The sequence below is a fragment of the Micromonospora sp. NPDC051543 genome (genome assembly GCF_044454415.1).
Taxonomy (GTDB): domain Bacteria; phylum Actinomycetota; class Actinomycetes; order Mycobacteriales; family Micromonosporaceae; genus Micromonospora.
The window spans coordinates 176,956-201,165 of record NZ_JBITDT010000010.1; the positions used below are offsets into that span (position 1 = coordinate 176,956).

At 71.2% G+C, this 24,210-nt stretch carries 18 protein-coding genes; 11 read left to right on the top strand and 7 right to left on the bottom strand.

Annotated features, from left to right (window positions below):
* Positions 1-32: 32 nt before the first annotated feature.
* Positions 33-8,051 carry a LamG-like jellyroll fold domain-containing protein gene (locus ACIA3K_RS19770; RefSeq protein ID WP_396802737.1) on the top strand — a complete coding sequence of 2,673 codons (8,019 nt, stop codon included), beginning with the start codon at positions 33-35 and terminating at the stop codon, positions 8,049-8,051.
* Between the two features lie 25 nt (positions 8,052-8,076).
* On the top strand, positions 8,077-8,922 hold the full coding sequence (locus ACIA3K_RS19775; protein WP_396802738.1) for a hypothetical protein: 846 nt from the start codon (positions 8,077-8,079) through the stop codon (positions 8,920-8,922).
* Here the strand turns inward: ACIA3K_RS19775 and ACIA3K_RS19780 are convergent.
* Together ACIA3K_RS19780 and ACIA3K_RS19785 are read right to left on the bottom strand one after the other, a co-directional pair.
* On the bottom strand, positions 8,919-9,155 hold the full coding sequence (locus ACIA3K_RS19780; RefSeq protein WP_396802955.1) for a hypothetical protein: 237 nt from the start codon (positions 9,153-9,155) through the stop codon (positions 8,919-8,921). The genes ACIA3K_RS19775 and ACIA3K_RS19780 overlap by 4 nt on opposite strands.
* Positions 9,156-9,238: 83 nt before the next feature.
* A complete protein-coding gene (locus ACIA3K_RS19785; RefSeq protein ID WP_396802739.1) occupies positions 9,239-9,487 on the bottom strand; it encodes a DivIVA domain-containing protein in 249 nt (82 codons plus the stop codon).
* 332 nt (positions 9,488-9,819) lie between these two features.
* Between ACIA3K_RS19785 and ACIA3K_RS19790 the strand changes: the two genes are divergently transcribed.
* The 4 genes from ACIA3K_RS19790 to ACIA3K_RS19805 all read left to right on the top strand — a co-directional run bounded on the left by ACIA3K_RS19790 (position 9,820) and on the right by ACIA3K_RS19805 (position 13,313).
* Positions 9,820-10,692 carry a helix-turn-helix domain-containing protein gene (locus tag ACIA3K_RS19790; RefSeq protein ID WP_396802741.1) on the top strand — a complete coding sequence of 291 codons (873 nt, stop codon included), beginning with the start codon at positions 9,820-9,822 and terminating at the stop codon, positions 10,690-10,692.
* A complete protein-coding gene (locus ACIA3K_RS19795; RefSeq protein WP_396802742.1) occupies positions 10,689-10,910 on the top strand; it encodes a DUF397 domain-containing protein in 222 nt (73 codons plus the stop codon). Before ACIA3K_RS19790 ends, ACIA3K_RS19795 begins: the two co-directional genes overlap by 4 nt.
* Positions 10,911-11,031: 121 nt before the next feature.
* Positions 11,032-12,165, top strand: a complete 1,134-nt coding sequence (locus ACIA3K_RS19800) for a HEAT repeat domain-containing protein (RefSeq protein WP_396802744.1) — start codon at positions 11,032-11,034, stop codon at positions 12,163-12,165.
* A gap of 179 nt (positions 12,166-12,344) precedes the next feature.
* Complete coding sequence (locus ACIA3K_RS19805) at positions 12,345-13,313, top strand: sporulation protein (protein WP_396802746.1); 969 nt, start codon at positions 12,345-12,347, stop codon at positions 13,311-13,313.
* 76 nt (positions 13,314-13,389) lie between these two features.
* On the opposite strand, the gene ACIA3K_RS19810 is transcribed toward ACIA3K_RS19805, so the two are convergent.
* The gene (locus ACIA3K_RS19810; protein ID WP_396802956.1) at positions 13,390-13,674 is read right to left on the bottom strand and encodes a hypothetical protein; all 285 of its coding nucleotides are present in this window, start codon (positions 13,672-13,674) and stop codon (positions 13,390-13,392) included.
* 376 nt (positions 13,675-14,050) lie between these two features.
* On the opposite strand from ACIA3K_RS19810, the gene ACIA3K_RS19815 reads away from it, so the two are divergent.
* The gene (locus tag ACIA3K_RS19815; RefSeq protein ID WP_355051819.1) at positions 14,051-14,476 is read left to right on the top strand and encodes a hypothetical protein; all 426 of its coding nucleotides are present in this window, start codon (positions 14,051-14,053) and stop codon (positions 14,474-14,476) included.
* A gap of 55 nt (positions 14,477-14,531) precedes the next feature.
* Here ACIA3K_RS19815 and ACIA3K_RS19820 read toward each other — a convergent pair whose 3' ends face one another.
* Together ACIA3K_RS19820 and ACIA3K_RS19825 are read right to left on the bottom strand one after the other, a co-directional pair.
* Entirely contained in the window at positions 14,532-16,751 is a 2,220-nt protein-coding gene (locus ACIA3K_RS19820; protein ID WP_396802958.1) for a HelD family protein, read from the bottom strand.
* Positions 16,752-17,009: 258 nt separating this feature from the next.
* Complete coding sequence (locus ACIA3K_RS19825; protein WP_396802748.1) at positions 17,010-18,131, bottom strand: outer membrane lipoprotein carrier protein LolA; 1,122 nt, start codon at positions 18,129-18,131, stop codon at positions 17,010-17,012.
* 97 nt (positions 18,132-18,228) lie between these two features.
* Here ACIA3K_RS19825 and ACIA3K_RS19830 point away from each other — a divergent pair, with 97 nt between their 5' ends.
* Positions 18,229-18,885, top strand: a complete 657-nt coding sequence (locus ACIA3K_RS19830) for a response regulator transcription factor (protein ID WP_355051822.1) — start codon at positions 18,229-18,231, stop codon at positions 18,883-18,885.
* A gap of 71 nt (positions 18,886-18,956) precedes the next feature.
* On the top strand, positions 18,957-20,315 hold the full coding sequence (locus ACIA3K_RS19835) for a sensor histidine kinase (RefSeq protein ID WP_396802960.1): 1,359 nt from the start codon (positions 18,957-18,959) through the stop codon (positions 20,313-20,315).
* A 12-nt stretch (positions 20,316-20,327) separates the two neighbouring features.
* Here the strand turns inward: ACIA3K_RS19835 and ACIA3K_RS19840 are convergent, their stop codons facing one another.
* Complete coding sequence (locus ACIA3K_RS19840) at positions 20,328-21,986, bottom strand: tetratricopeptide repeat protein (protein WP_396802750.1); 1,659 nt, start codon at positions 21,984-21,986, stop codon at positions 20,328-20,330.
* Positions 21,987-22,043: 57 nt separating this feature from the next.
* Entirely contained in the window at positions 22,044-22,505 is a 462-nt protein-coding gene (locus ACIA3K_RS19845) for a MarR family winged helix-turn-helix transcriptional regulator (protein WP_396802961.1), read from the bottom strand.
* A 49-nt stretch (positions 22,506-22,554) separates the two neighbouring features.
* Between ACIA3K_RS19845 and ACIA3K_RS19850 the strand changes: the two genes are divergently transcribed.
* A complete protein-coding gene (locus ACIA3K_RS19850) occupies positions 22,555-23,076 on the top strand; it encodes a VOC family protein (protein ID WP_396802752.1) in 522 nt (173 codons plus the stop codon).
* Between the two features lie 24 nt (positions 23,077-23,100).
* The gene (locus ACIA3K_RS19855; RefSeq protein WP_396802753.1) at positions 23,101-24,027 is read left to right on the top strand and encodes a hypothetical protein; all 927 of its coding nucleotides are present in this window, start codon (positions 23,101-23,103) and stop codon (positions 24,025-24,027) included.
* Positions 24,028-24,210: the final 183 nt, after the last annotated feature.

Sequence of the window (24,210 nt, forward strand, 5' to 3'; positions counted from 1 at the left end):
GTGCGGTGGGGTGGGCGTCCAGGCTGGCGATGATGCTGGTCCTGGTACTGGTCGCGACCCTCTCGGACGTGCCGACACGCCCCGCCGAGCCGGCCCGGGCCGCACCGGCCGCCGCGACGGCGCCCAAGCCGACGTGTCCGGACGATCGACCGGACGAGGTGTCGGCCGCGGTGGCGGCGAAGCTGTGCGGTGCACGGGTCGAGATCGCCGGCCGACGTACGGAGACGACGCAGCTCTTCGCGAACGCCGACGGCACGCTGACCGAGGAGCAGGCCCTCGCCCCGGTCCGGGTCCGCAACGGTGACAAGTGGGTGCCGGTGGACCTGACCCTCCAGGGTCGTTCCGACGGCACGGTCGCCCCGATCGCCCACCCGCGAGGGCTGGTGTTCGCCGGTGCCGCGTCGACGAACGGTGAGCACGAGGTCGCCTCCCTCGGCCTCGGCGACGACAAGGTCGGCCTGGCGTGGACCGGAGTCCTGCCGCCACCGGTCCTGTCCGGCCGGACGATCACGTACCCGAACGTGCTGCCCAGTGTCGACCTGGTCTTCCACGCCCACGCCACCGGCTACGAACAGCATTTCGTGGTGAAGGACCGGGCCGGACTGGCGCAGGTGCGCAAGCTGACGCTGCCGATCCGGACCGGCAAGCTGACCGCGGCCGGGGACGGCATGGGCGGCCTGTTGTTCAAGGACAAGGCTGGTCGGCAGGTCAGCCGGGCGCAGACGCCGATCATGTGGGACGCCGAGGTCGGTGCCCTGTCCGGCGAGCGACTCAACCGGGCGCCGGTGGGTCTGCGGACGGTCGCGAAGGGCGCGGGTCGTACGGTGGTCGAGCTGACCCCGGACGCGAAGTTCCTCGCCCGCGCGGATCTGACGTTCCCGGTGACGATCGACCCGCCGACGTCACTGTCGCCGTCCTTCGACGCGTTCGTGCAGAACTCGTACTCCAGTGACCAATCGGGCTCGGCCGACCTGAAGTTGGGTTACTCCACGGACGGTGGAACGTTCACCGCGCGGTCGTACCTGCGATTCAACACCTCCGGCTTCGCCGGCAGCCGGATCATGAGCGCGAAGCTGAAGTTGTGGAACTACCACTCCTGGTCCTGCACGGCCGCCGGCTGGGAGGCGTGGCGGACCGACTACGTCGACTCGTCGGTGCGGTGGACCGACCAGCCCACGGCGCGGGCGAAGGTGGGCACCTCGTCGGAGACCCGGGGCTACAGCTCCTCCTGCGGTGACGGCTGGGTGTACATCGAGGTCGGTGGCGCGCTGCAGTACAGCGCGGACACGTCCGCGACCAGCGCCAGTGTGCTCCTGCGCGCAACCTCGGAGACCACGACCGCAGGCTGGAAGCGGTTCGACTCCGCCGAGGGCACCCATCCGCCGTCGGTCGCGATCACGTACAACAGCGCTCCCAGTGTCCCGAGCGCGGTCGCGGTGTCGCCGTGTTTCACCTCCTGCGGCGCGGGGGCCCGGACCGCCTCGGTGCGTCCGACGCTGTCCGCAAAGTTGGCCGACGCGAACGCGGGCCAGACGCTGCAGGCCGAGTTCGTCGTTCGCAACAAGGCCACCCAGGCGGTCGTGTCCTCGTCCGGCCTGCGCTCGGGCAGCCCGGCGTGGACCAACGGCTCGACGGCCTCGTGGCAGGTGCCGGTGGACCTTGTCAACGGCACCCAGTACGAGTGGCAGGTCCGTGGCAAGGACCCGTGGAACTACGGCGGTTACACCGGCTGGACCAGCTTGACGGTCGACACGGACAAGCCGCTGGTGCCGTTCGTCTCCGCCAGCGTGTACCTGAATGACGGCCAGCCGCACGGTGGCGCGGCCGCAGCCGACACGTTCACCTTCTCTCCCGCCTCGGGCACGACCGACCTGGCCGCGTACGTGTACCGGTTCGACTACGACACGGCGGCGACCACGGTCGCGGCGACCGGCACCCATCCGGTCTCGCTGGCCCCGCGGGACGGGCATCGCACGTTGACGGTGCAGGCAAAGGACTCGGCCGGCAACCTGTCCAACCCGAACCTGTACGTCTTCGAGGCCGGCAGCGCCGCGCTGGCGCAGCCGCTGCCCGGTGCGACCATCGTCAAGCGGACCAAACTTCAGGTCACCACTCCGGTGGCGGGCTACACCCGGGGCTACTTCGAATACCGGCGTGGCCCCGGCTCGGCGACCCTGCCGGTGCCGTCGGCGAACCTGACCTCGGCCACCGGCGCGCAGATCCTCGCGACCGCCGCGAGTCCGGTAAGCCTGTCCGCGCTCGGCGGGTACGCGGTGTGGAACGCCACCGACACCCTCGGCCTGGTCGGCGGCGTGGTCGAGGTCCGTGCGCAGTTGTACACCGCGACCGGCACGACTCCGGCGTACACGGTGCCGTGGGTCCGGGTGACCGTCGACTCCAGCGGTGACGGAGCCTCGGACGACGAGGTTGGGCCAGGCTCGGTGAACCTGCTCACCGGCGACTACGCCCTCTCCTCGGGTGACGCCGACGAACTCGGGCTGAGTGTCTCCCGCTCGGCGTCGTCCCGGGGCTACCGCGACGGCTACCAGCCGATGGTGCAGCGCCTGACGGCGAACCAGCAGCAGGTCTCCACCGACCTGACCGGGTTCAACGTCCCGTCGACCTCATCGGCCGTCCGATCGACCGCCAGAGGACAGGGCGAGACGACTCCGGCCGACTCGTTGGAGATCACCCCGGTCACCACGACCAGCAATGACACGTACGTCGCGGTGGGCGGCGACGGCGGCGCACTCCAGTTGAACATGACGCCGGGTAAGACGTACCGGATGACGGGTTGGGTCTACGTGCCGGCCGCGACCGGTCTGGTGCCGGCGTACACCCAGCGTGGGCTCCGGATCGTCGGTTTCCACCGGGTCAACGGCGTCTACACCGAGGTGTCGTCGAAGATGGCCGCCTACCTCGACGGGTGGCAGGAACTCTCCGTCGACATGACCGTCCCGGCCGGCGCGACAGAGGCGTTCTTCCGCCTCTACAACGGCATGCAGGGCGGCTCGGGCCGCAAGGTCTACTGGGACAACCTCTCGATGACCGAGATCGTCGCTCCGTTCGGCCCCGCCTGGACCGGCGGTGCGACCGGCGGCGCGGCGGACGTCGAATACACCACGGTCACCTTCCCCGAACCGTCGCTGGCCCGGGTCAACACGATCGGCGGCGGCTGGATCACCTTCGCGAAGAACCCCGACGGGGTGAGCTTCACTCCCGAGCCCGGCGCCGAGGGCCTGGTCCTGTCGAAGGTCGGTAGCACCTCGTACCGGTTGTCGGAGATCGACGGCACCGCCACCGAGTTCACCTCCCAGGGCGGGGTGTGGGCGGCGACCTCGTCGTGGACGCCGGAGTCGGACACCACCTCCCGGTACGTCTACGACACCACCGGCAGTCGCCTCCTGCTCCAGAAGGTGATCAACCCGGCTGAGCCGGGGGTCGACGACACGAACCACTGCACGAGCGCCACCCCGGCCCGTGGTTGCGAGGTGCTCGAGTACGTCTACGCGACCGCCACCACCGCCGGCCTGTCGCAGACGGTGTTCGGTGACTACGTCGACCGGGTGACGCAGGTGAAACTGTGGGCCTGGGACCCCGCCGCCTCGGCGACCACCTCCACGGTCATCGCCCGCTACAGCTATGACAACCTGGGGCAGCTGCGCGAGGTGTGGGACCCTCGCGTCACCCCCGCGTTGAAGACCGCCTACGAGTACGGAAACGGGCGGGTCACCAAGGTCACCCCGGCCGGTGAGCTGCCGTGGATGTTCGACTACGGCAACCCCGACGTCGACACCGCCGCGCTGCGCTGGAACCTCGACGAGGGCAGCGGAACGAGTGTCAGCGACGCCTCCGGCAGCGGCCGGACCGGCACCGTCGCCAGCGGTGTCGGTTGGGGCCAGGGCAACGACCCCGACGACCCGGCCGACCGGGCCGCGACGTTCACCGCCGGCACCGGCCAGCAGATCAGCGTCGCCGGCACCGCCCTGTCCAACACCGCCTCGTACACCGTCTCGGCCTGGGTGCGGCTGAACAACAAGGACGGCAACCGCACCGCCGTCTCCAAGGACGGCGCCAGCACCAGCGGCTTCTTCCTCAACTACGTCAAGGAGACCGACCGCTGGGCGTTCTCCCGGGTCACCTCCGACAACACCTCGGCGACCCCGGTCCGGGCCAGCTCCAACACCGGAACCGTGGCCGGGCAGTGGACCCACCTGACCGGCGTCTACGACACCGCGGCCGGGCAGATGAAGCTGTACGTCAACGGCATTCAGCAGACGTCGACCGCCGCGACCGGCGGCTGGAACGCCTCCGGCAACTTCGTCATCGGCCGTGCTAAGTGGGCCGGCGCCGCCGCGAACGTCTGGGACGGCGACATCGACGACGTCCGCGTCTACGGCAAGGCTCTCAACGCCGACCAGGTCGCCGACCTCGCGACCGACGAGAACCCCGGCCGGCTCCTCAAGGCCCGTCGGGCCGCCCTGCAGCAGGGCTCCAAGACCGCCACCGACGGCGAACTCGCCACCAACGTCGTCTACAACGTCCCCCTGACCCAGGCAGCCGGTGGTCCGCACAACCTGAACACCGCCGCCGCGGCGACCTGGGGTCAGCTCGACCTGCCCACCGACGCCACCGCCGTCTTCGGCCCCGAGGACAACCCGGGTCGGAACAGCGCCATCCCCAGCTCACCCGGCACCGGCGGCTACACCTACGCCACCATCCACTACCTCGGCGCGAGCGGTAAGGAGGTCAACACCGCCACGCCGGGCGGGCACATCGACACCCAGGAGTACGACCGGTTCGGCAACGTCATCCGCACCCTGGAGGCCACCGACCGGGAACTTGCCCTCGGCACCCTTCCCGACTCGAACACCCACCTCGCCGAACTCGGCCTGGCCAACACCGACACCGCCAACCGGGCACTGGCCCTGTCCACCATCAACAAGTACTCCACCGACGGCATCGACCTGATCGACACCCTCGGCACCACCGTCACCATGGTGCTGGAGAACCCCGTCGCCGACCCGGACGGCAGCGGGCCGCTGACCGCCCTCGATGCCGGCACGACGGTGATCGGCCGCAGCCACGCGGTGAACGTCTACGACGAGGGCAAGCCCGACGGCGCCAGCTACCACCTGGTGACCACCGAGAGCGAGGGCGCCCAGATCGTCGGTTATCCCGACGTCGACGTCCGGGTCAGCAAGAACGGTTACGACGCCGAACACGGCGGCGTGTCCGGGTGGACGTTGAAGACCGCGACGAAGGTCGTCGCCGACGCCGGTGCCGGTGGGCAGAATCTGACCGCGTACGCGGTGCACAACGCCGCCGGGCGGGTCCTCAAGTCCTGGGGGATCGGCTCCTCCGGCTCGGACGCGATGGCCCGTGAGATCGTCTACTACACGGCGGGTACCAACACCCAGGACGCCGCGTGCGGAAACCGGCCCGAGTGGGCCGGCGAGCCGTGTGTGACCCGCGCCGTCGGTGCCGTCGCCGGGCACGACCCGGACCGGATGACCACCAACCTGCCCGTACGCCGGGTCACCGAGTACACCCGCTACGGCGACGAGGCAGTGGTCACCGAGACCTCTGCCGGTAAGACCCGCACCACCACCACCTCGTACGACGCGGCCACCAGGGTGACCAGCGCGGTCATCACGTCGGACGAGGGCGCGGCTGTCGGCGCGGTCACCACGGCCTACAGCCCGACCTCCGGTGACGTGACCCAGACGACGATGGACGGTGCGACCGTCACCCGGGACTACGACCTCCTCGGTCGGCTCGCCTCCTACACCGACGCCGACGGCGGCACCACCGTCAACGAGTTCGACCGGTTCGGCAAGGCGTCGAAGGTCTCCGACCCCACCGGCAGTTCGGTCTTCGCGTACGACCGGGTCGCCGAACCACGTGGCCTGCTGACCTCGGTCACCGACAACATTGCCGGAACCTTCACCGCCAAGTACTCACCCGACGGACAGATCACCGAACTCGGATACCCGGGCGGCCTCACTCGTAAGGACCGGCTCGACGCGAACCTGCAACCCGTCGAGCGCACGTACACCCGCGATTCCGACGGCGCGGTCATCTACTCGGAGTCCGTGGTCGAGAACACCGCCGGCCAGTGGGTGGACCACAGCTACACCGGAGGCGGCAAGAACTACGCCTACGACCGGCTCGGCCGGCTGACCAAGGCACGCCAGGACAGTGCGATCACGGGTGGCTGCGTGACCCGCACCTACGCCTACGACAGCCGTACCAACCGCACCAACAGCGCCACCTTCGACCCGGCGGCCGACGGCAGTTGCGACGAGGACGCGGCCGATGCGGAGGCCGACCATACGTACGACACCGCGGACCGCCTCACCGACGCCGGATTCGTCTACGACGCCTTCGGCCGAACCGTGGCGATGCCCGGTGGGCTGACCAACGCCTACTACGCCAACGACCTCGTCCAACGTCAACAACTCGGCGATTCGCGGCAGACCTGGACCCTCGACCCGGCGCACCGGTTCCGTGCCTTCACCACCGAGACGCTGGTCGACGGCAACTGGTCCAACGCCACCTCGAAGCTCAACCACTACGGCGACGACTCCGACGAACCCCGGTGGATCGTCGAGGACACCACCCTCGGCAGCATCACCCGCAACGTCTCCGGACCCGACGGTGATCTCGGCGCCACCACCAGCGCCACCGGAGACGTACGCCTCCAACTGATCAACCTGCACGGCGACGTCGCCGCCACCATCGACCCCGCGCTGACCGAACCCGAGCTGTTCGACTACGACGAGTTCGGTGTCCCGATGGCGGGGCAGGCCGACCAACGCTACGGCTGGCTCGGCGGCAAGCAGCGCTCCGGTGAGGCGATGGCAGACGTCATCCTCATGGGCGTACGTCTCTACAGCCCCGCCCTCGGGCGCTTCCTCCAGGTCGACCCCGTCGAGGGCGGCAACGCCACCGCCTACGACTACTGCGCCGGCGATCCCGTCAACTGCACCGACCTCGACGGCAAGTTCGGCTGGGGCAGCATCAAGAAGGGCCTGTCCAAGGTCGCGAAGGTCGCCTCCTACGCGTCCATGATTCCCGGCCCCATCGGCACGATCGCCGGGGTTGTCTCGGCCGTCTCCTACGCTGCCACCGGCAACTGGAAGGAAGCCGCCTGGGCCCTCGGCGGAGCGGCGGCAGCGGCCATCGGCGCCGGAGCGGCGGTCAAGGGCGCGAGACTGGCCGCCAGCGCTGCCCGTGCCGCGGCCAAGGCCCGCAAGGCCAGAAAGGCGGCCAAGGCAGCACGGGCGGCGAAGAGATGTAATTCCTTCGCGCCGGACACCCCTGTCCTGATGGCCGACGGACGCTATCTGCCCATCGCGGAGATCCAGGTCGGGGACCTGGTGATGTCGACCGACCCGAAGACGGGTATCTCGGCGGCGCAGCCCGTACTCGGGACCTTCGTCGGGCAGGGCAGCCGGCATCTCGTCGACATCGACCTCGACGGCGACGCCCGTGATGTCCTCACCGCCACCGCCGAACATCCGATCTGGGTCGACGGCAAGGGCTGGACCAACGCCGCCGAGGTCGGGGCCGGGGACGTGATCGTCGGTAGCCGCGGCGAGAAGGCCACGGTCCAACGCGTTCAGGAACGCGGCTGGCTGCGGGACCAGACGGTCCACAACCTCAACGTGGGCGACACCCACACGTACGTGGTCGCCGTTGACGATCTGGACATCCTCGTTCACAACGCGAGTTGCCCGATCCTGGATGCCGCGCGTAGGGGCGTACCGAGGTCCTCGGGGATGTACATCATTCATCTGAACAACGGCAAGAAGTACGTAGGTATCTCGAAGAACATGCACCGGCGGATCGGGCAGCACGTGAACCGGAGCAAGGGCGCGCTCCGGCGAGAGGGCCTCGGCGCGGCCGATATCAATCACATCTCGCACTACACGTTCAGCAAGGGCAGGAACTCCTGGGCCCGGATGCGGCGGTTGGAGAAGCGCACCATCCGCGCGTTCGGGGGACCTTCTCGGGGGCGCGGTACCCTCTACAACCGAAGTTACTAGGCGAGCGGGCGGAGGAGACGGCACCGTGTTCGGCAACCAGACGGTGAATCCCGGCGAATATCTGCTCTCGGACAGCGTCTGGCGGGAGGGTGACACCCGCCGGTACGTCGAGGGTGGTTGCGATGCCGTCTTCCTCGCCTTCGACAGTGACACCGGTCGGAAGCTCGACCTGAGTTTCCTGCGCGACCTGCCCAATCTGCGCAGGGTCGCGATCGAGGGTCCGTTACGTGATGACACGCTGGTATTCGAACTGGAGGATCTTCTCGGTCTGTCGTTGCTGACGCGGTCCAAGAAGGCGGTCCGGCTCGATCTGACGCCGAAGCTGGACACGCTCGTGCTGTCGGAGCGGCCAGGTCTGGAGACGATCGGCGCGCTGTCGGCCCTGCAACACCTGACGATCGACCGGTACGCCGGCTCGGACCTGACCCTGCTGGGGGCCAAGTCCGAGCTGGTGTACCTCAGGATCGAAGGGCGCAAGGCTGCCCTGGCCCTGCACGGCGTCGAAGAAGCGCCCAAGCTACGGCAGCTCGAAGTGGTCGATGCCGCCGTGGACTCCCTGGAGCCGTTGGCCCGCCTGGTCGAACTGCAGGAGGTTGTGGTCCGACCCAACGCGAAATCGGCGCCGGTCGAGCCGCTGCGGCTGGACCCGGTGGCTGGTCTTCCGAACCTGCACACCCTGCGTCTCGGCGCGATCGCGTCGGCGTCGCCCCTCGCCGCCGCGTCCGGTCTGCGGCGGCTCGTGGTCGGCACGGTGCTCGACGGTGACCTGCGTCCTCTGATCGATCTGCCCGACCACGTGGTGGTCACGGTCCTGGACAACGCCGCCCAGGACCGTGAGGTGCAGCGGTCACGAGCTCGACCGACACCCTAGGGATCGTCGATAGGTAGGCAGGACCCGAGATGATCGGCCCGCCGCGCACAGCGGCGGCGATCCGGCATGATCCGGTCACAGAAAACCCAGTGTCGTACGTGTTGAGCGTCCTCGGCCGACACCGTGGTCCCCGAGACGTCGACCTGCGGAGCCGAGGTCAGTGACCGAGCGAGGCTCCGGGCCAGCTCCAGCGCCTCGGCCAGATCGGCTACCGCCACCGGCAGGTGGATCACGTGTCGGGGCGGCGGTTCGGTCGCCTCGGTGAACGCCAGCACGGCGTCCCGAGGGAGCGGGACGAAGATCCGGTCCGGTGGGATCACCACTGCCGCCTCTCGGGCCAGGCGCCCTGCCGGGCCCGCAGCGCCCGCTTGACCCGCGCGTTCTCCTCGCTGAGCAGCGCCAGATCGTGGTGCAGCGCGGTCAGGTCGAGCGCGACGCGGTGCAGGAACCGCCGCACCTCCCGGGGGTCGAGCCCTCGCCGGCCGAAGCCCACGGTGGCGAACTGATGGTCGCGCACGTGCCGCGGATGCAGCCGGCCACCGTCGTAGAGCGAGCCTCTGGTCATCGGTCACCTCTGCTGTCGTCGGTCCATGGACGCGTCGGGGTCGCGGGAGCGTCCTTCTTCGTGGTAGGTATTCGTGCAAGTCGGTTCGGAGCCGGGATGCAGTTGTCCCGACGCTCTAGTTGAGACCCGACGAGAGCCGGTATGCGACTGCCACTCGCGAGGCCGTCTCTCGTCACCTTCTCGGCTGTTGGCCCAGCCGCGGTTGCCGTGTTTGCACCGGGCTTCCCCGGGGGCCGGCGATCACTCTCACCCGCAGGTCACGTTTCCAGTGGCCTCGGTCTTGGTGCAACGACACCAACGGAATCCTTCGGTGGGTGCCTGGAGAGGTGAGCATGGCCGCGAACAGAGAGCCGTTCGTTCGAACCCTACGTGCCCAGTGGCTGGGCCAGCACATGCGTGAGCTGCGCGAGAAGCGTGGGCTCACTCTCAAGTACGTGGCGCAGTATCTTGAGCGTGACTTCTCGTCGCTGGCTCGCTATGAGAGAGCGGAATGGCCCTTTCGGAGAGACCTCGTCGTGGCGCTGTTGGACCTTTACGGCGTCTACGACGAGCGGGAACGGGAGCGGCTCATTCAGCTCGCACAGGACGCCTGGCGCGTCGACCGCTGGGACAACGGCTTTGACAAGACGATCTACGACAACTCGTTCATTGACTTTCCGTGGTTGGAGTCGAGAGCCGACCAGGTCTGCACCTACGCAGCGCTGCTGATACCCGGCCTGCTTCAGACACGCGACTACGCCGAGGCGGTCATCAGGAATGCCGAGCCCAGCTCCGCGAGCGAGATCGAGATCCGGAAGTGGGTCCAATTGCGCATTGATCGGCAGCGGTTGCTGAATGGTCCTTCGCCGATGAGACTCACCGTGATCATCGAGGAGGTGGCCCTCCGTCGGCCCGTCATGAGTAGAAGCGTCATGGCTGCACAACTGGCCCACCTGGCGCGCGCCACCGCGAAGCCGACTGTCGAGATCCGTGTCCTCCCGCTGACCCTCGGACTGCACGCGGGCCTGGACGGCACCTTTTGGCTCTTCAGGATGCCTGCCCCCTACTCCGACGTCGCCCATGCCGAAACCCTCGGTGGGCGTCTCTTCCTGGAATCGGACAATGCCTCGCGCTACGTGCGCGCGTACGATCGCCTCCGGGAGGCCGCACTCAGTGCGACTGAGTCGGCGAAGCTGATCACAGCACTCGCGGAGGAGCTGTCATGAGCGAGTCCACGCCTTATGTCGCTTGGCACATCAGCACGAGGAGCCCCGACAACGGTGGCAACTGCGTCGAGGCGGGGCCTGTTCTCGATGGCTCCGGGCGGGTGGCGGTGCGCGACAGCAAGGACCGCGCGGCGGCGACCCTCGTCTATGGCGTCAGCGGCTGGACCGCGTTCCTCAACGGGGTCAAGGCCGGCCGGTTCGCCCGTACCGATCCGTGATCGACCCCGACATCGCCGATGTCGGGGTGTCCCGGTCGGGTTGATAGCCCGACTTCGGCGAAGTCGGGGTTGATCAGAAGTCGGTGGCGGCATCCACTGGCCGGCGGGCACCATCGTGGCCATGGAAGCGCACGAGGTGGCGGACCTGTTCGACCGGGCGGTGGGGCTGCTGCGGCGCACCGTCGAGCATGGCGAATCCGACGACGGCTCGGAGCTGCTCCGGCAGTTGGCCGTCGATCATGGACTTGTGGTGCCCGATTCGGTAACTCACGGGCGTTTGGTCCCCCACCACAACGCCATGATCGACGATGCGGGGCGGGCGGTGGCAGGCTGGAGCGGCTCAGGTGGGCCTGCCGTCCGGCTGGCGGTCGGTCGGCTCGCCGATCCGGACCGCGTGGTGCGCGCGGCGGCGTGCGACCTGCTCGGCTTCGCGAGCGCCGTGCACGGGGACGACCTGCGCGCGGACGCCGCGACGGCCCTGATCTCGTTGGCCGCCACCGAGACCGATCCCGAGGTGCACTGGTCGATCGCCCGCGCGTTGGGTGCGACCTGCGACCCTCGCGCCCTGCCGACCCTGGTCACCCTCGCGGACAGTCCCGACAGCGACGTACGGTTCCAGGTCGCCGTCGCGGTGCCGATGGTGCTCGACGACCCGCCGGCCGAGGCCGGCGAGGCGGTGTTGATCGCCCTGTCCACCGACTCCGACTCCGCCGTGCGGGATTGGGCCACCCTCGGGCTCGGCTGGATGAGTACCGCAGACGGGAACGCCGTTCGCCGGGCGCTGTGGGACCGTACCCGTGATGTCTACCCGGAGGTACGCGCGGAAGGCGCCCGAGGGCTGGCCCGGCGGCGGGACGCACGGGCGCTTCCGCTGGTACGTGAGCTGCTGGCCCGGGACGAGGTCCACACGTTCACCTTCCAGGCCGCCGCCTACCTGGCGGACCCGTCACTGCTGCCGCTGCTGGACGGGTTCGATCCCGAGGCGGACGGCGTCGCCGAGGCGCTGGTCGAGTGTGATCCGGTGCGCCGTTCCCGGCGCGACGAGTCGGCGTGGCGGCTCTTCGACGCCATCCACCGCCGCCGCCCCGACCTTCAGGTCACCATCTTCGGCGAGCGTTGCGACCTCGGCCTGTACCTCGACGTCATCGGCGGCCCGGGCGTCGCCGGCCACTGGTTCGCGGATGCGCTGCTGAGGCGGGCCGGTGACGACCCGGACCGGGCCGCCCACCTGGCGATCGCGGATCTTGATCGTTGATCGACTCGGGTTCACGGAAATCGGGGTGTTCTGAGCGGGGCGACAGCCCGACTTCCCGGAAGTCGAGTCGATCAAGCATGGCGCGCTCACAGCCATCTCACAGGGGGTCTGGATAGGGTGCGCGGTGAGTCAACGTCCGACTCCATGGTGGAGCGGTCGGCTGTCGCACAGGAGTTCCGATGGTCTTCAAGAAGATGTTGAGCGCGTTCGGTGTGGGTGGTCCCAGCGTGGACACTGTGCTGGCCAACCCCAACACCCGGCCCGGCCTGACCCTCGACGGGGAGGTCAGAATCGTCGGTGGTGACAACCCGGCGGCCATCGAGCAGGTGGTGATCGGCCTGGTCACCCGGGTCGAGGTCGAGGGCCACGACACGGAGTACGCCGGCACCATGGAGTTCCACCGGATGGCCGTCAGCGGGGCGTTCCAACTCGCGCCCAAGCAGGAGCTGTCGATCCCGTTCCAGCTCCCGGTGCCGTGGGAGACCCCGATCACCGACGTGTACGGCCAGCGCCTGCACGGCATGACGATGGGCCTGCGGACCGAGTTGTCGGTGGCCCGCGCGGTCGACAAGACCGACCTGGACCACGTGGCGGTGCACCCGTTGCCGGTGCACGAGCGGATCCTGGAGGCGTTCCAGCGGCTCGGTTTCCGGTTCAAGACCGCTGACCTGGAGCGCGGCCACATCCGGGGCGTGCAGCAGACGCTGCCGTTCTACCAGGAGATCGAGTTCTTCGCCTCGCCGCAGTACGCGGGCACGATCAACGAGGTCGAGCTGACCTTCGTGACCAGCCAGCGTGGCGTCGAGGTGATCCTGGAGTGCGACAAGCGCGGCGGCTTCCTCAGCGCCGGGCACGACGCGTTCGGCCGCTACCAGGTGTCCCACGCCGACGTCGACCGGGTCGACTGGGCGCAGGTCGTCGACGGCTGGCTGCGCGAGACCACGTCCCGCTACGGCAGCCTGCGCTCCCAGTACGGCCACGGTCACGGCTACGGTCCGGGTCACGGCCACGGTCACGGCCGTGGCGGCATGGGTGTGGGCGGCGTGGTCGCCGGCGCGGCGCTCGGCGTCGCGGGCGGCATGATCGCCGGCGAGATGATCGAGGACGCCTTCGAGGGCGACTTCGGCGACTTCGGCGGCGACGAGTAACGCGTTCCGCAGACGACGGTGGCCTCCGGGAGAACTCCCGGAGGCCACTGTGCGCTGTCAGGGCGCTGTCACCCGGTCAGTGCCGGGCCTTGCGCTCCGAACCGCTGCGGAAGTTGCTGCCGGCCTTGGCGAGGCCGCGGCTACCGAGGTAACCCAGCGTCAGCAGGGTGATCAGGAACCAGGCGTTGTCGGCCCGGAAGATGTCCACCCCGGCCGAGTTGCGACCGACGACCTGCGACGCGCCCAGTACGGCGGCCACCGCGATCAGGTAGATCCAGAACTCGGTGGTCTTGAACGCCTGCTTGGTCTCCGTACCGGGAGCCTGCATGTCGTTCCGATGCCCGTCGTGCATGACCGGCATCTGCTGCGTGTCCCGCATCATGGCGGGGTTCTGCGGGTCGTTCATGGGCCGGTTCATCGGCCTGGTGGAAGCAGCCTGCGTGCTCATCTGGTCCTCCTCAGGATGCGATGAGTCGTACCTGCCTTCCCTCGCCCCGCTACCGCGTTTCGGCCACGGCACGGTTCGCTTGCACGGCGGGGACGCCCACCGACTACCCGAGGCCGGCGACCAGGTAACACCCCCACCTCGGAAAATGAGTCGACGAGGCGTGCCGGTGCCCGCCTCACGACCGGCCGGGGCGGATGTCCGTTTCCGGGTCACTGCACGAACGCTCCGGGTTTGGTCGACGGGAGGTCGGGCACGCAGTCGGTTCCACAGCTTCTGTGAGGTGATGGACGTGCGTGAGGACGACATGCGGCAGGAGGCCGCCCGCCAGGCCGAGAACCGGATCGCCGGTGGCGTGTACGGCGAGGGCGCCCTCGACGAGGTGACGGTGCCCCCCACCGACGTGGAGTCCCAACTCCAACGTGACGACCCGCTCGACCCGGCGCAGGAACGGGTCGACCCGCGGGTGCTTCACGACGGCGGCCCGGTCGGCGGGCAGGGCGCGGTGACGACCACCGGTGGCACCGCCGGGCCGGCGAGCGTGCGCCGGGTGGCCCGCCAGCCGGAGCGACACCCCGGCAAGGTGGCGCCGACGACCACCGGCGACGCCACCACCGGCGGCCTGAGTACGCCGACCGGCGGCAGCACCAGCGACCAGTCCACCTCGGCGACCGGCCCGGGCAAGTCCATTCGGGACCGCTCGACCGACCGGCGGTGATCCCACCCGTGCCCCCGCCGACCAGACGGTCGGCGGGGGCACGTCGGGTGGCTGGTCAGCGGCAGGGACGCAGGACGCCCAGTCGCTGGGTGGCCCGGGTGAGCGCCACGTACAGGTCGCTGCGCCCGCGCGGCGACTCGGCCACCATCCGGTCCGGGTCGACGACCAGCACCGAGTCGAACTCCAACCCCTTCGCCTGTGCGACGGTCAGCACGACCACCCGGCTCTCCAGCTCCGGGTTCTCGCCCACGGTGGCCTCGGGCAGCGCGGCGGTCAGCGCCGAGCCGAGCGTGTCGACCCGGCTGGCCGGCACGATGACGCCGACCCGGCCCTCGGCCAGCCCGGCGGCCTCGCGGGTCACCGCCGACACCAACTCGGCGGGTAGCTGCCCGTCGGGGACCGCCCGGTCCCACGGGGGTACGCCGCTCTCCCGCACCGAGCGGGGTGGCCGCAGCGCCGGGTCGATCTCGGTGAGCACCTCGGCGGCGACCGCCATGATCTCGGCTGGCGTGCGGTAGCTGACCGTCAGCTCGGTCAGACGCCACCGCTGCGCCACGTACGGGGCGAGGGCGTCGGCCCAGGAGGGCGTCCCGGCGAGCGCGCCGGTCTGCGCCACGTCCCCGACGATCGTCATGGACCGGCTCGGGCAGCGGCGCATCAGCAGCCGCCACGCCATCGGCGACAACTCCTGTGCCTCGTCCACGATGATGTGGCCGAACGCCCACGTGCGGTCGGCGGCGGCGCGCTGCGCGGTGGTCAGCCGGTCGGCCTCCTCCTGCCGTTCCAGCAGCCGATCCGCGTCGATGAGGTCGGTGACGCCGAGGATCTCACCGCCCTCGGCCTCGTCCTCCACGTCGATCGACCGGGAGCCCCGGGCGATCTCCAGCACACCCTCGGCGTACTCCCGCTCCATGAGGCGGATGCGCTCGCGCCGGGCGGCGGCGGCCCGCTCGTCCTCGCCGAGCAGCTCGGCCGCCTCGTCCAGCAGCGGCACGTCGGCGGGCGTCCAGCCGCCCGGCTCGCGGCGCAGCAGCGCCCGCTCGTCGTCGGTGAGCATCGGCGCGGCGGCGGCGATCCGGTCCGGGTCCGCGTACAGGTCCGCGAGCAGGCGCTGCGGGGTGAGTACCGGCCACAACCGGTCGAGTACGGCCTGGATCTCCGTCTCCTCGCGCAGCTCCCGACGGATCTCGGCGCGGTCGGCCTCGTCGAGCAGGTTGTCGCCGCCCAGCGGGTCGGCGCCGATCCGCTCGGCCACCTGGTCGGCGAGCGCGTGCACGATCTCCACGTCGAACAGCGCCCGGGCCAGGTTGTGCGGACGGTCGGTGCGGCGTACCCGATCCCGCGCGACCCGTACGGTCTCCGGATCGAGGGTCAGCACCTCGCGCTCCACCTCGATCTCCAGCGGCTCGTCCGGCACCCACTGCCGGTCCCGCACGGCGAGGGCCAGCACCTCGGCGAGCACGGCGCGACCCTTGAGCGCCGCGGTCTGGGCCGGCTCGTCGCGCTGGGCGCTCACTCCGGGGAACAGGTCGCCCTGGGTACGCAGCAGCACGCCCGTCTCGGCCAGCGTGGGAAGCACCTGGGAGATGTAGCGCAGGAACGTCGCGTTCGGCCCGACCAGCAGCACGCCACGGCTGGACAGCTCGCGTCGGTGTGTGTAGAGCAGGTACGCCGCCCGGTGCAGCGCGACCGCGGTCTTGCCGGTGCCGGGGCCGCCCTGGACCACCAGCACGCCGGGCAGGTCGGCGCGGATGATCCGGTCCTGCTCGGCCTGGATGGTCTCCACGATGTCGCGCATCCGGCCCGTCCGACCGGCGTTGAGCGCGGCCAGCAGGGACGCCTCGCCGGTCAGCTCCTCGTGCCCGCCGGGGGAGGCGCTGTCGATGTCGAGGACCTCGTCGTTGAGCCCGGTCACCTTGCGCTGGCGGGTACGCAGGTGTCGGCGGCGGCGTACGCCCTGGGGGTTGGCGGCGGTGGCGAGGTAGAACGGCCGCGCGGCCGGGGCACGCCAGTCCATCAACAGCGGGTCGTAGTCGCCACTGGTGTCGAAGATCCCGATCCGGCCGATGTAGCGGCGGGAGTCGTCGTCGCCGTCGAGCCGCCCGAAGCAGAGGCCATTCTCCACGGCGGAGAACTGCTCGACCTGGTCGGCGTACATGGCCACGGAGCTGTCGCGCTGGGAGCGGTCCTGCAGGGTGCCGCCGGTGTTGCGTAGCTCGGCGGTGAGCCGGTGGGCGGCCTGCTCACGCAGCCCGTCCAGACGGTCGTAGAGCATCGAGACGTACTCCTGCTCGCGGCCGATCTCGTCGTCGAGCGGCAATTCACCGGTACCGCCGGAGTGCCTTGACAAGCCGTCTCCCTAAACGTTAGAATCCAATGCTAGAACGGCATTTAATGCCGTTCTTTTTTGTGCCTTCGAATTGTCGAAGATAGCGCGGCCGGCCCGCTGTCACCAAGCCGACGGGGCCGATACGGGTCACACAGGTACGCCGGGCCGACCGTGTGGTCGACCCGGCGTAGGAGTGTGCGGAGATCAGCCGCGAGCCACCTGGTAGAGCCGCTCGGGAGTGACCGCTCCGGCGAGCACCCGCCCGTCGTCGGTGAGCAGCACGCTGAACAGCTTGCCGGTGAGCAGCCGCCCGCTGCCCCAGTCGCCGCTGACCGCCGGCAGCCCACCGAGCAGCTTCGACAGGTCGGCGTCCGGCGCGGCGGCCGGCTTCTGGCCCGGGGCGGTGTCGGCCGGCTTCTGACCCTCGGCGGCGTCGAGGCGGGCGACCAGGACGGTGGTCCAGCCGTCGCCGACCGTGCGTACCTGGGGGTCCCGACCCGGTGCGACGTGTGCCGGCCGGCCGGCGGTCGGCCGCTCGGCGGTCTCCTCGGTGACGCTCACCCCGGGAGGCGGGTTGAAGGCGAACTGGTCGGCGTCCGGGCGGCGGTAGTCGACCTGGGTGAACGCCATCTCGAAGGCCGGCTGGTCGCTGCCGGCGGCGAGCACCTCGAAGCGCAGCGGCACGTGCTGCTTCGCGTCGATGGCGATCCGGAGCTGGTGCACCAGCGAGTCGCGGTCACGCGGCTCGAGCACCAGCTCGTAGGCGTCCCGACCGGCGACGGTGGCCGAGCGGCCGACGCTGACCTCGGTGCTCGGATCGATCGCGCTCAACGCCAGGTCGGCGGCCTCCCGGGGAGTGGCCGGCAGGCTCGGCGTCGCCTCGGGCTTCGCGGCACCCTTCGAGTCGCCCAGGGCGCGGTGGCGGGCGGTGTTGCCGCGGCTCTCCCAGGTCCACACGTCCTGACCGTTGCGGATGATGTCCCGCTGGCCGAGCGTGTCCACCAGCGCGACGCGCTGCCGATCCGGGCCGGAGTACCACACCCGCAGGGTGTGCGTGCCGCTCAGCAGGGCGGTCAGGTCGTTGCCGGGCAACATCCCGACGAGCGGCGGCAGGCCGAGGTCGGCGCGTTGCACGACCGTGCCGGACAACCCCTCCAGGGAGGAGGTCTGGAGGTCCACCAGAAGCTGGGCGGCGGTACGCGGCGGCAGGCTCGGCTCGGCCTCGGCGGCGAACGTGCCGACGGCGGCGCCGCCACCGATGACGGCGACACCGGCGGCCACCGGGACCAGCCACCGCAGGACGGGACGACTTCTCAGGATCGACATGGTGCACACCTCCTGCCCGACATCCTGCCCGCTCGGCGCTGTGAACGCGCTGAGGACGCCGAACCGCGAGCTGTGACCCGGGTGGCACCCTTGAGGTGTGCGGTTGTTGGTGGTGGAGGACGAGGCCCGGCTGGCGGCTGCCCTGCAACGCGGTCTTCAGGCCGAGGGGTTCGCGGTCGACGTGGCGGCCACCGGCCCCGAAGGCCTGGACGCGGCACGCCACGGCGGGTACGACGCGATGATCCTCGACGTCATGCTGCCCGGGCTCTCCGGTTACGAGGTGGTGCGCCGGCTGCGCGCCGAGCAGCACTGGCTGCCGGTGCTGATGCTGTCGGCCAAGGATGGCGAGTACGACCAGGCCGACGGCCTGGACTGCGGCGCCGACGACTACCTGACCAAGCCCTTCTCGTACGTGGTGCTGCTGGCCCGCCTGCGGGCGTTGCTGCGCCGGGGAGCGCCGGAGCGCCCCGCCGTGCTGGCGGTCGGTGACCTGCGGCTCGATCCGGCCCGTCGGCGGGTGACCCGGGCCGACGCCGAGGTGACGTTGACCGCGCGCGAGTACGCCCTGCTGGATTATCTGATGCGCCGCCCCGGCCAGGTCATTTCCAAGATCGAGCTACTGGACCACGTGTGGGACGCCAGCCTGGAGACGGCGCCCAACGTGGTCGAGGTGTACGTCGGCTACCTGCGTCGCAAGCTCGGCCGGGATCGGCTGGAGACCATCCGGGGCGCCGGCTACCGGCTGGCGACGTGACATCCGCCGACCCGCCGCGCGGCTGGTCGCCCCGCGGGGGCCTGCACGGCCTGGGGCTGCGGGGTCGCCTCCTGGCGCTCGGCGTGTTCGGCCTCACCATCGGTCTCGCCCTCGGCGGGGTGGTGCTGCTCGGCGCGCTCCGTTTCGTGCTCCAGCGCAACGTGGACACCGAGGCGTTCCGGACGGCCGACGCGGTCGCCCTGCTCGCCGCCGAGGACGCGCTGCCCGACCCGCTGCCGGTGGCTGGCGGGCAGGTCCGGGTCCAGGTGATCGACGCGCAGGGGCGGGTCCGGGCGGCCTCGATCGACGCGGACCGGCTGGTCCCGATGGCCCGCCCCGAGTGGTTGGACACCGGCCACCGTCAGCGCCTGGACGTTCCCGCCGAGCGGGTCGGGCTTCGCGGGCCGGTCCGGGTGGTCGCCGTACCCGCCGGCACGTCGGCCGATCCGCTCACCGTGCTGGTCGCCCGCTCGATGGCCGACGTGCGGCAGAGCACGCACGTGGTGCGGACCATCCTGCTGGTGGCGTTCCCGCTGCTGGTGGTGGTCCTGGCCGGGGTGGCGTGGCGGGTGGTCGGCGCGACGTTGCGTCCCGTGGAGGCGCTGCGGCGCGGCGCTGAGGAGATCACCGGGCGGGCCGGCGCCGGTCGACTTCCGGTGCCCGCCTCCGCCGACGAGATCCATCGGCTGGCGGTGACCCTGAACGGCATGCTCGGCCGGCTGGAGTCGGCCCGGGCCCGGCAGCGGGCCTTCGTCTCCGATGCCGCGCACGAGCTGCGGAGCCCGCTGGCCAACATCCGTACCGAGTTGGAGGTGGCCCAGCGGCTCGCCGACCGGACGGACTGGACGGCGGTGACCGCCAACCTGCTCGCCGACACCGAGCGGTTGAGCCGGCTGGTCGACGACCTGCTGCTGCTGGCCCGCCTGGACGAGATGCCGGCGTCGGGGGGCACCGGTCCGGTCGACCTGGCGGCGCTTCTGAGCGAGGTCGCCGCCCGGTATCCGTCGCCGCCGGTGCGGGTGGAGGCGTCGCCGGGGCCGCTGTGGACGGCCGGGAACGAGGCCGAGCTACGGCGGGTGCTGGCCAACCTCGTCGACAACGCGGTCCGGCACGCGCGGAGCCGCGTCGTCCTCGCGGTCGGGCCGCACGAGACCGCGTACCACCTGGTGACGGTGACCGACGACGGCCCCGGGATCGCGTCGGCCGATCGCGGCCGGGTCTTCGACCGGTTCACGAGGTTGGACGACGGTCGGGGCCGCGACCACGGCGGCGCGGGCCTCGGCCTCGCCATCGTGTGGGAGCTGGTCCGCCGCGCGGGCGGCACCATCACCCTGGCCGACGCCGACGGCCCGCACGGCCTACGGGTACGCCTGCTGCTCCCGGCGACGGCGGCCGGGCCCGAGCCGCCGCCCACGGTTGCCCGACCGTGAGTACGGCGGACGTCAGCGGCGGCGGGTGCAGACCTGGTTGGCGCTCGCCACGGTGTCGGTGGACCAGACGACCGCGACGGTGAAGCAGTAGTCGTTGGCGCGGTTCAGCGCGTACACGATGTAGCTGTCGGTGCCGGCGGGCAGCGTGGCGATCGCGGTCTTCTCCTGCCCGGCCCGGCCGGCGGAGACGATGACCGGACCCTCGCCGCCGGCCGGGTACGTCCAGCGCAGGGCGATGTTGTCCCGGTTGTCGCGCAGCGACACCGCGCCGGGCGGGGTGCCCGGCGCGGCGGCCGGCGCGGTCGTGCCGGCGGTCGGGGCGCCGGTGGTCGGGGCCGCGGCCGTGCCGCTCGGGCCGGCGCTCGGTGACGGCCCGGATTTGGGGTCGTCGCCGACGCGCGCCACTCCGGCGATCACCGCCGCCGTGCCGAGCAGCACCACGACCACGCCGGCCACCAGCACCGGCACCAGCCTGTTGCGTGCCGCTGCCGGCGCCCGGTGCACAGGCACCGGCAGCAGCCGCGACGGCGTGTACGGCGTCAGTGGCGCCGACGGTCGGTCCGGTTCGGACGACGCGCCGGGACGGTACAGCCGGTACACGCCGGACGACTCTTCGGTGCCGCCCGTGAACCCGGCCACCGATGGGGGCACCGGCGCGACGGTGGGGGGCGGGACGGGATCGTCCGTCGGGTCCGGCGGCCAGCGCAGGCCCGGGACATCGTCCGGCTCGTCGGCCGGCGGCCAGCGAAAGTCCGGGGAGCCGTTCGGCTCGTCGGCCGGTACCCGCGGATTCGGTACCGGGCCGCCGCTGGAGACCTCGGCGGCAGCCAGACCCTCGTCGGTACGGCCGGCGGGAGCAGCGGCCTGAGGGGCCGGCGGATAGTAGGCGCCATCGAGCGGTCGATCGGGCTGCGGCGGCGGCGTGCGCGCCGCCGGCACCACCGGTGCGTCCCGCACGGCGGACGCGTCGTCGTCGGCGCAGACGTGGTCGGGGTTGGCGGCGGCCCGGGCCAGCGCCGCCACCTGAAGGGCCAGCGGATCGTCGGCGCTCAGATGCTGCCGGCACAGCTCGCGGGCCAGCGCGAGGTTGTCGTGCGCCTCGGCGAACTGCCCGCAGTCGCGCTGCATCGAGCCGAGCCGGGCCAACATCTTGATGCCGCTGGGGTGGCCGTCGCCGTACACCTCGCGGTGCAGCTCCCAGGCGTCCTGGAGACGGTCACGGGCGACCGTGCACTGGCCCCGGGCGTACTCGACGGTGGCCAGGTCGGCGTGTGCGGCCAGCACCCGCAGTGACTCGGGACCGTCCTGCGCGGTCAGCTCGATGATCACGTCCTGGTACAGCCGGGCGGACCGGGAGTGACTGCCCACCCGGTGCAGCACGGCGGCCAGGGTCGCGGCGGCGGCCACCGTGCGGGGGTCGGAGCGGCCGTGCAACCGGGTCGTGGCCGCGTACGCGAAGGCGGCCCAGCCACGGGCGGAGTGCGGCTCGCCGAGGGCGACGAGCACCCGCGCCTGCAGGCTGGCCGCCTCGGCCAGCTCCGGCGTGGCGTTGGCCGGGCGGGGGTCGGCATCGGTGAGCGCGTCGGAGAGCAGCCGTTGCGCACCGGCGATGTCGCCAGCGGACACGAGGTGGTGCGCCTGGTCAGTCAACTCGTCGAAGCCGGAGGACACGCCCCATCGTGCTCATCCGACGACGGTAAGTACAAGACCCGCGCCGGTGTCGATCGGTCAGGATCTGCTCAGGTGCTCGGCCAACGTCTCGCTGATCCGGCGTAACTGGTCGACCTGGGCGGGGCTCAGGGCGTCGAAGAGGTGCCGGCGTACGCCGTCGACGTGGCCGGGCGCGGCGGCGGCGAGGGTGGCGAAACCGTCGTCGGTGAGCACCGCGATCTGCCCGCGCCGGTCGGTGGGGCAGTCCTCGCGGCGCACCCAGCCGGCTTCCTCAAGGCGGGCCACCGCGTGCGAGAGCCGGCTGCGCGACGACCCGGCCGCCTCGGCCAGCTCGCTCATGCGGAGTTGCCGACCGGGCGCCTCGGAGAGTCGGACCAGGATCTCGTAGTAGGCGTGCGGCATTCCGGCATCGCGTTGCAGCTCACGGTCGAGCGTGTCCATCAGCGCTCGGGAGGAGGCGAGGAACGCCCGCCAGGTGCGCTGCTCGTCGGGGTCAAGCCAGCGGGTCATGACGGCCATCATACTCCGGATGGTTGAACGCTCAACAAATTGGCGTTAGTGTGGGGTCATGGGTATCCACCGGCTCAACCACGCGGTTCTCTACGTCAGTGACCTCGCCCGCAGCGTCGCCTTCTACCGCGACGTGCTGGGCTTCACCCCGGTCGACATGACCCCGGCCGGTTTCCGGGGCGCGACCTTCCTCCAGGCTCCCGACTCCACCAACGACCACGACCTCGGCCTGTTCGAGATCGGCGCGGGCGCCGGGCGCTCGACCGCCGGCCGGGCCACCGTCGGGCTCTACCACCTGGCGTGGGAGGTCGACACCCTCGACGAGCTGGCCGCCACCGCCGAGCGGCTCGCCGCCGCCGGGGCGCTGGCCGGCACGTCCGACCACGGCACCACCAAGAGCCTCTACGGGCAGGACCCGGACGGGCTGGAGTTCGAGGTGGTCTGGCTGGTCCCGGCCGACCAGCTCGACGACGCCACGGTGGCCGCCCGCAAGCGGATCGACCGACTCGACCTGGCCGCCGAGCGGCAGCGCTACGGCGGGCAGACGCGCGGCGGCGTGGGGATCTCCGTCCCGGCCTGAACGGCCATGGGGTAGAACGGACCGATGCCAACCAACCGGACCGCCGACGTCCTCCGCGAACTGCTGGTCCGCCACCTGGCGACCTGGTTGCCCGTCGCCCTGCACCGCTCCCGCCGCGTGACCGTCGCGCTGGCCTGGGCCGGCGCCGACGGCGGCGGCGCGGAGGCGGCGCTACGGGCGGTCGTCGGTCACGCCACGCAGATACGCGGCCGGCAGGTGACGATCCTGGCGCTGGCCGACGAGGCCAGCGACCTGCCGGCCCGGCTCGGGCCGGTCGAGGCGGAGTTGCCTCCCGAGGTGACGGTGCACCTGCTGCCCGGCGGCCCCGCCCGGCTGCCGGTGGCGTTGAAGGCGGCCGCCGCGGCCGGGGCGCCGCTGTTCTGCTTCGTCGACCTGTCCGGCCCGGCGCACGCCGAGGTGCTGCGCGCCTGCGCCAACGGCCGCAACGGTGAGGTGCTGCTGCACGCCACCACCAGCGCCCGCCCGGCCCTCGGCCTCGCCGGCTTTCCGCTGGTCGCCGAGGTGGCGCCGGTGCTGGAGGCGGACGGGGGAGTGGGCGACGCTTCCGCCGACGGGGACGACGAGGCGGCCGGCGTGATCGCGTTCGGGAGCCGGTCGGACCGGAGTCTGGAGGCGGTCCGCGACGCGCTGTGGACGGTCGGCGCGGGCCTCCGGGTGCGCTATCGCGATCCGGCCGACCCGACGGGCACCCCCGTCGACGTGACCGGAGACCCGGACCGGGAACCGCTGGCCCGCGAGCTGCTGGCCGAACTGCGCCGGGGTGGCCCGCGCCCGGTCACCGAGCTGCGCCGGCACACCCTGACCGCGACGGTCTACCGAGCCACCGACGCCAACCACGCCCTAGCCACCCTCGTGCACGAGGGCAAGGCAACCCGGGAACGCGAGTCCGGTCGCCTTGCCGGCGACGAGCTGATAACCCCAACCCCCTGAGACCCCGCGATCTTGCACTTTCTGCGGCGACACAAGGGATGTTTCCGCGCAGAACGTCGACCGAAAGTGCAAGATCGACGCGTGGTTTGGCGTGCGGGGGTGGAGACGCCGAGCGGGGGGCCCGGGTAAAACCCGCGCCCCCCCCGCCACCCCCGGCGGTTACACCCCGGCCGGTGCAGCGGG

Coding starts and splice junctions, on each gene's coding strand:
- ACIA3K_RS19770 (WP_396802737.1), top strand. CDS start 33: ATGCTGGTCCTGGTACTGGTCGCGACCCTCTCGGACGTGCCGACACGC.
- ACIA3K_RS19785 (WP_396802739.1), bottom strand. CDS start 9,487: ATGACCAGAGGCTCGCTCTACGACGGTGGCCGGCTGCATCCGCGGCAC.
- ACIA3K_RS19790 (WP_396802741.1), top strand. CDS start 9,820: ATGGCCGCGAACAGAGAGCCGTTCGTTCGAACCCTACGTGCCCAGTGG.
- ACIA3K_RS19795 (WP_396802742.1), top strand. CDS start 10,689: ATGAGCGAGTCCACGCCTTATGTCGCTTGGCACATCAGCACGAGGAGC.
- ACIA3K_RS19800 (WP_396802744.1), top strand. CDS start 11,032: ATGGAAGCGCACGAGGTGGCGGACCTGTTCGACCGGGCGGTGGGGCTG.
- ACIA3K_RS19805 (WP_396802746.1), top strand. CDS start 12,345: ATGGTCTTCAAGAAGATGTTGAGCGCGTTCGGTGTGGGTGGTCCCAGC.
- ACIA3K_RS19810 (WP_396802956.1), bottom strand. CDS start 13,674: ATGCCGGTCATGCACGACGGGCATCGGAACGACATGCAGGCTCCCGGT.
- ACIA3K_RS19820 (WP_396802958.1), bottom strand. CDS start 16,751: ATGCTCTACGACCGTCTGGACGGGCTGCGTGAGCAGGCCGCCCACCGG.
- ACIA3K_RS19825 (WP_396802748.1), bottom strand. CDS start 18,131: ATGTCGATCCTGAGAAGTCGTCCCGTCCTGCGGTGGCTGGTCCCGGTG.
- ACIA3K_RS19845 (WP_396802961.1), bottom strand. CDS start 22,505: ATGGCCGTCATGACCCGCTGGCTTGACCCCGACGAGCAGCGCACCTGG.
- ACIA3K_RS19850 (WP_396802752.1), top strand. CDS start 22,555: ATGGGTATCCACCGGCTCAACCACGCGGTTCTCTACGTCAGTGACCTC.
- ACIA3K_RS19855 (WP_396802753.1), top strand. CDS start 23,101: ATGCCAACCAACCGGACCGCCGACGTCCTCCGCGAACTGCTGGTCCGC.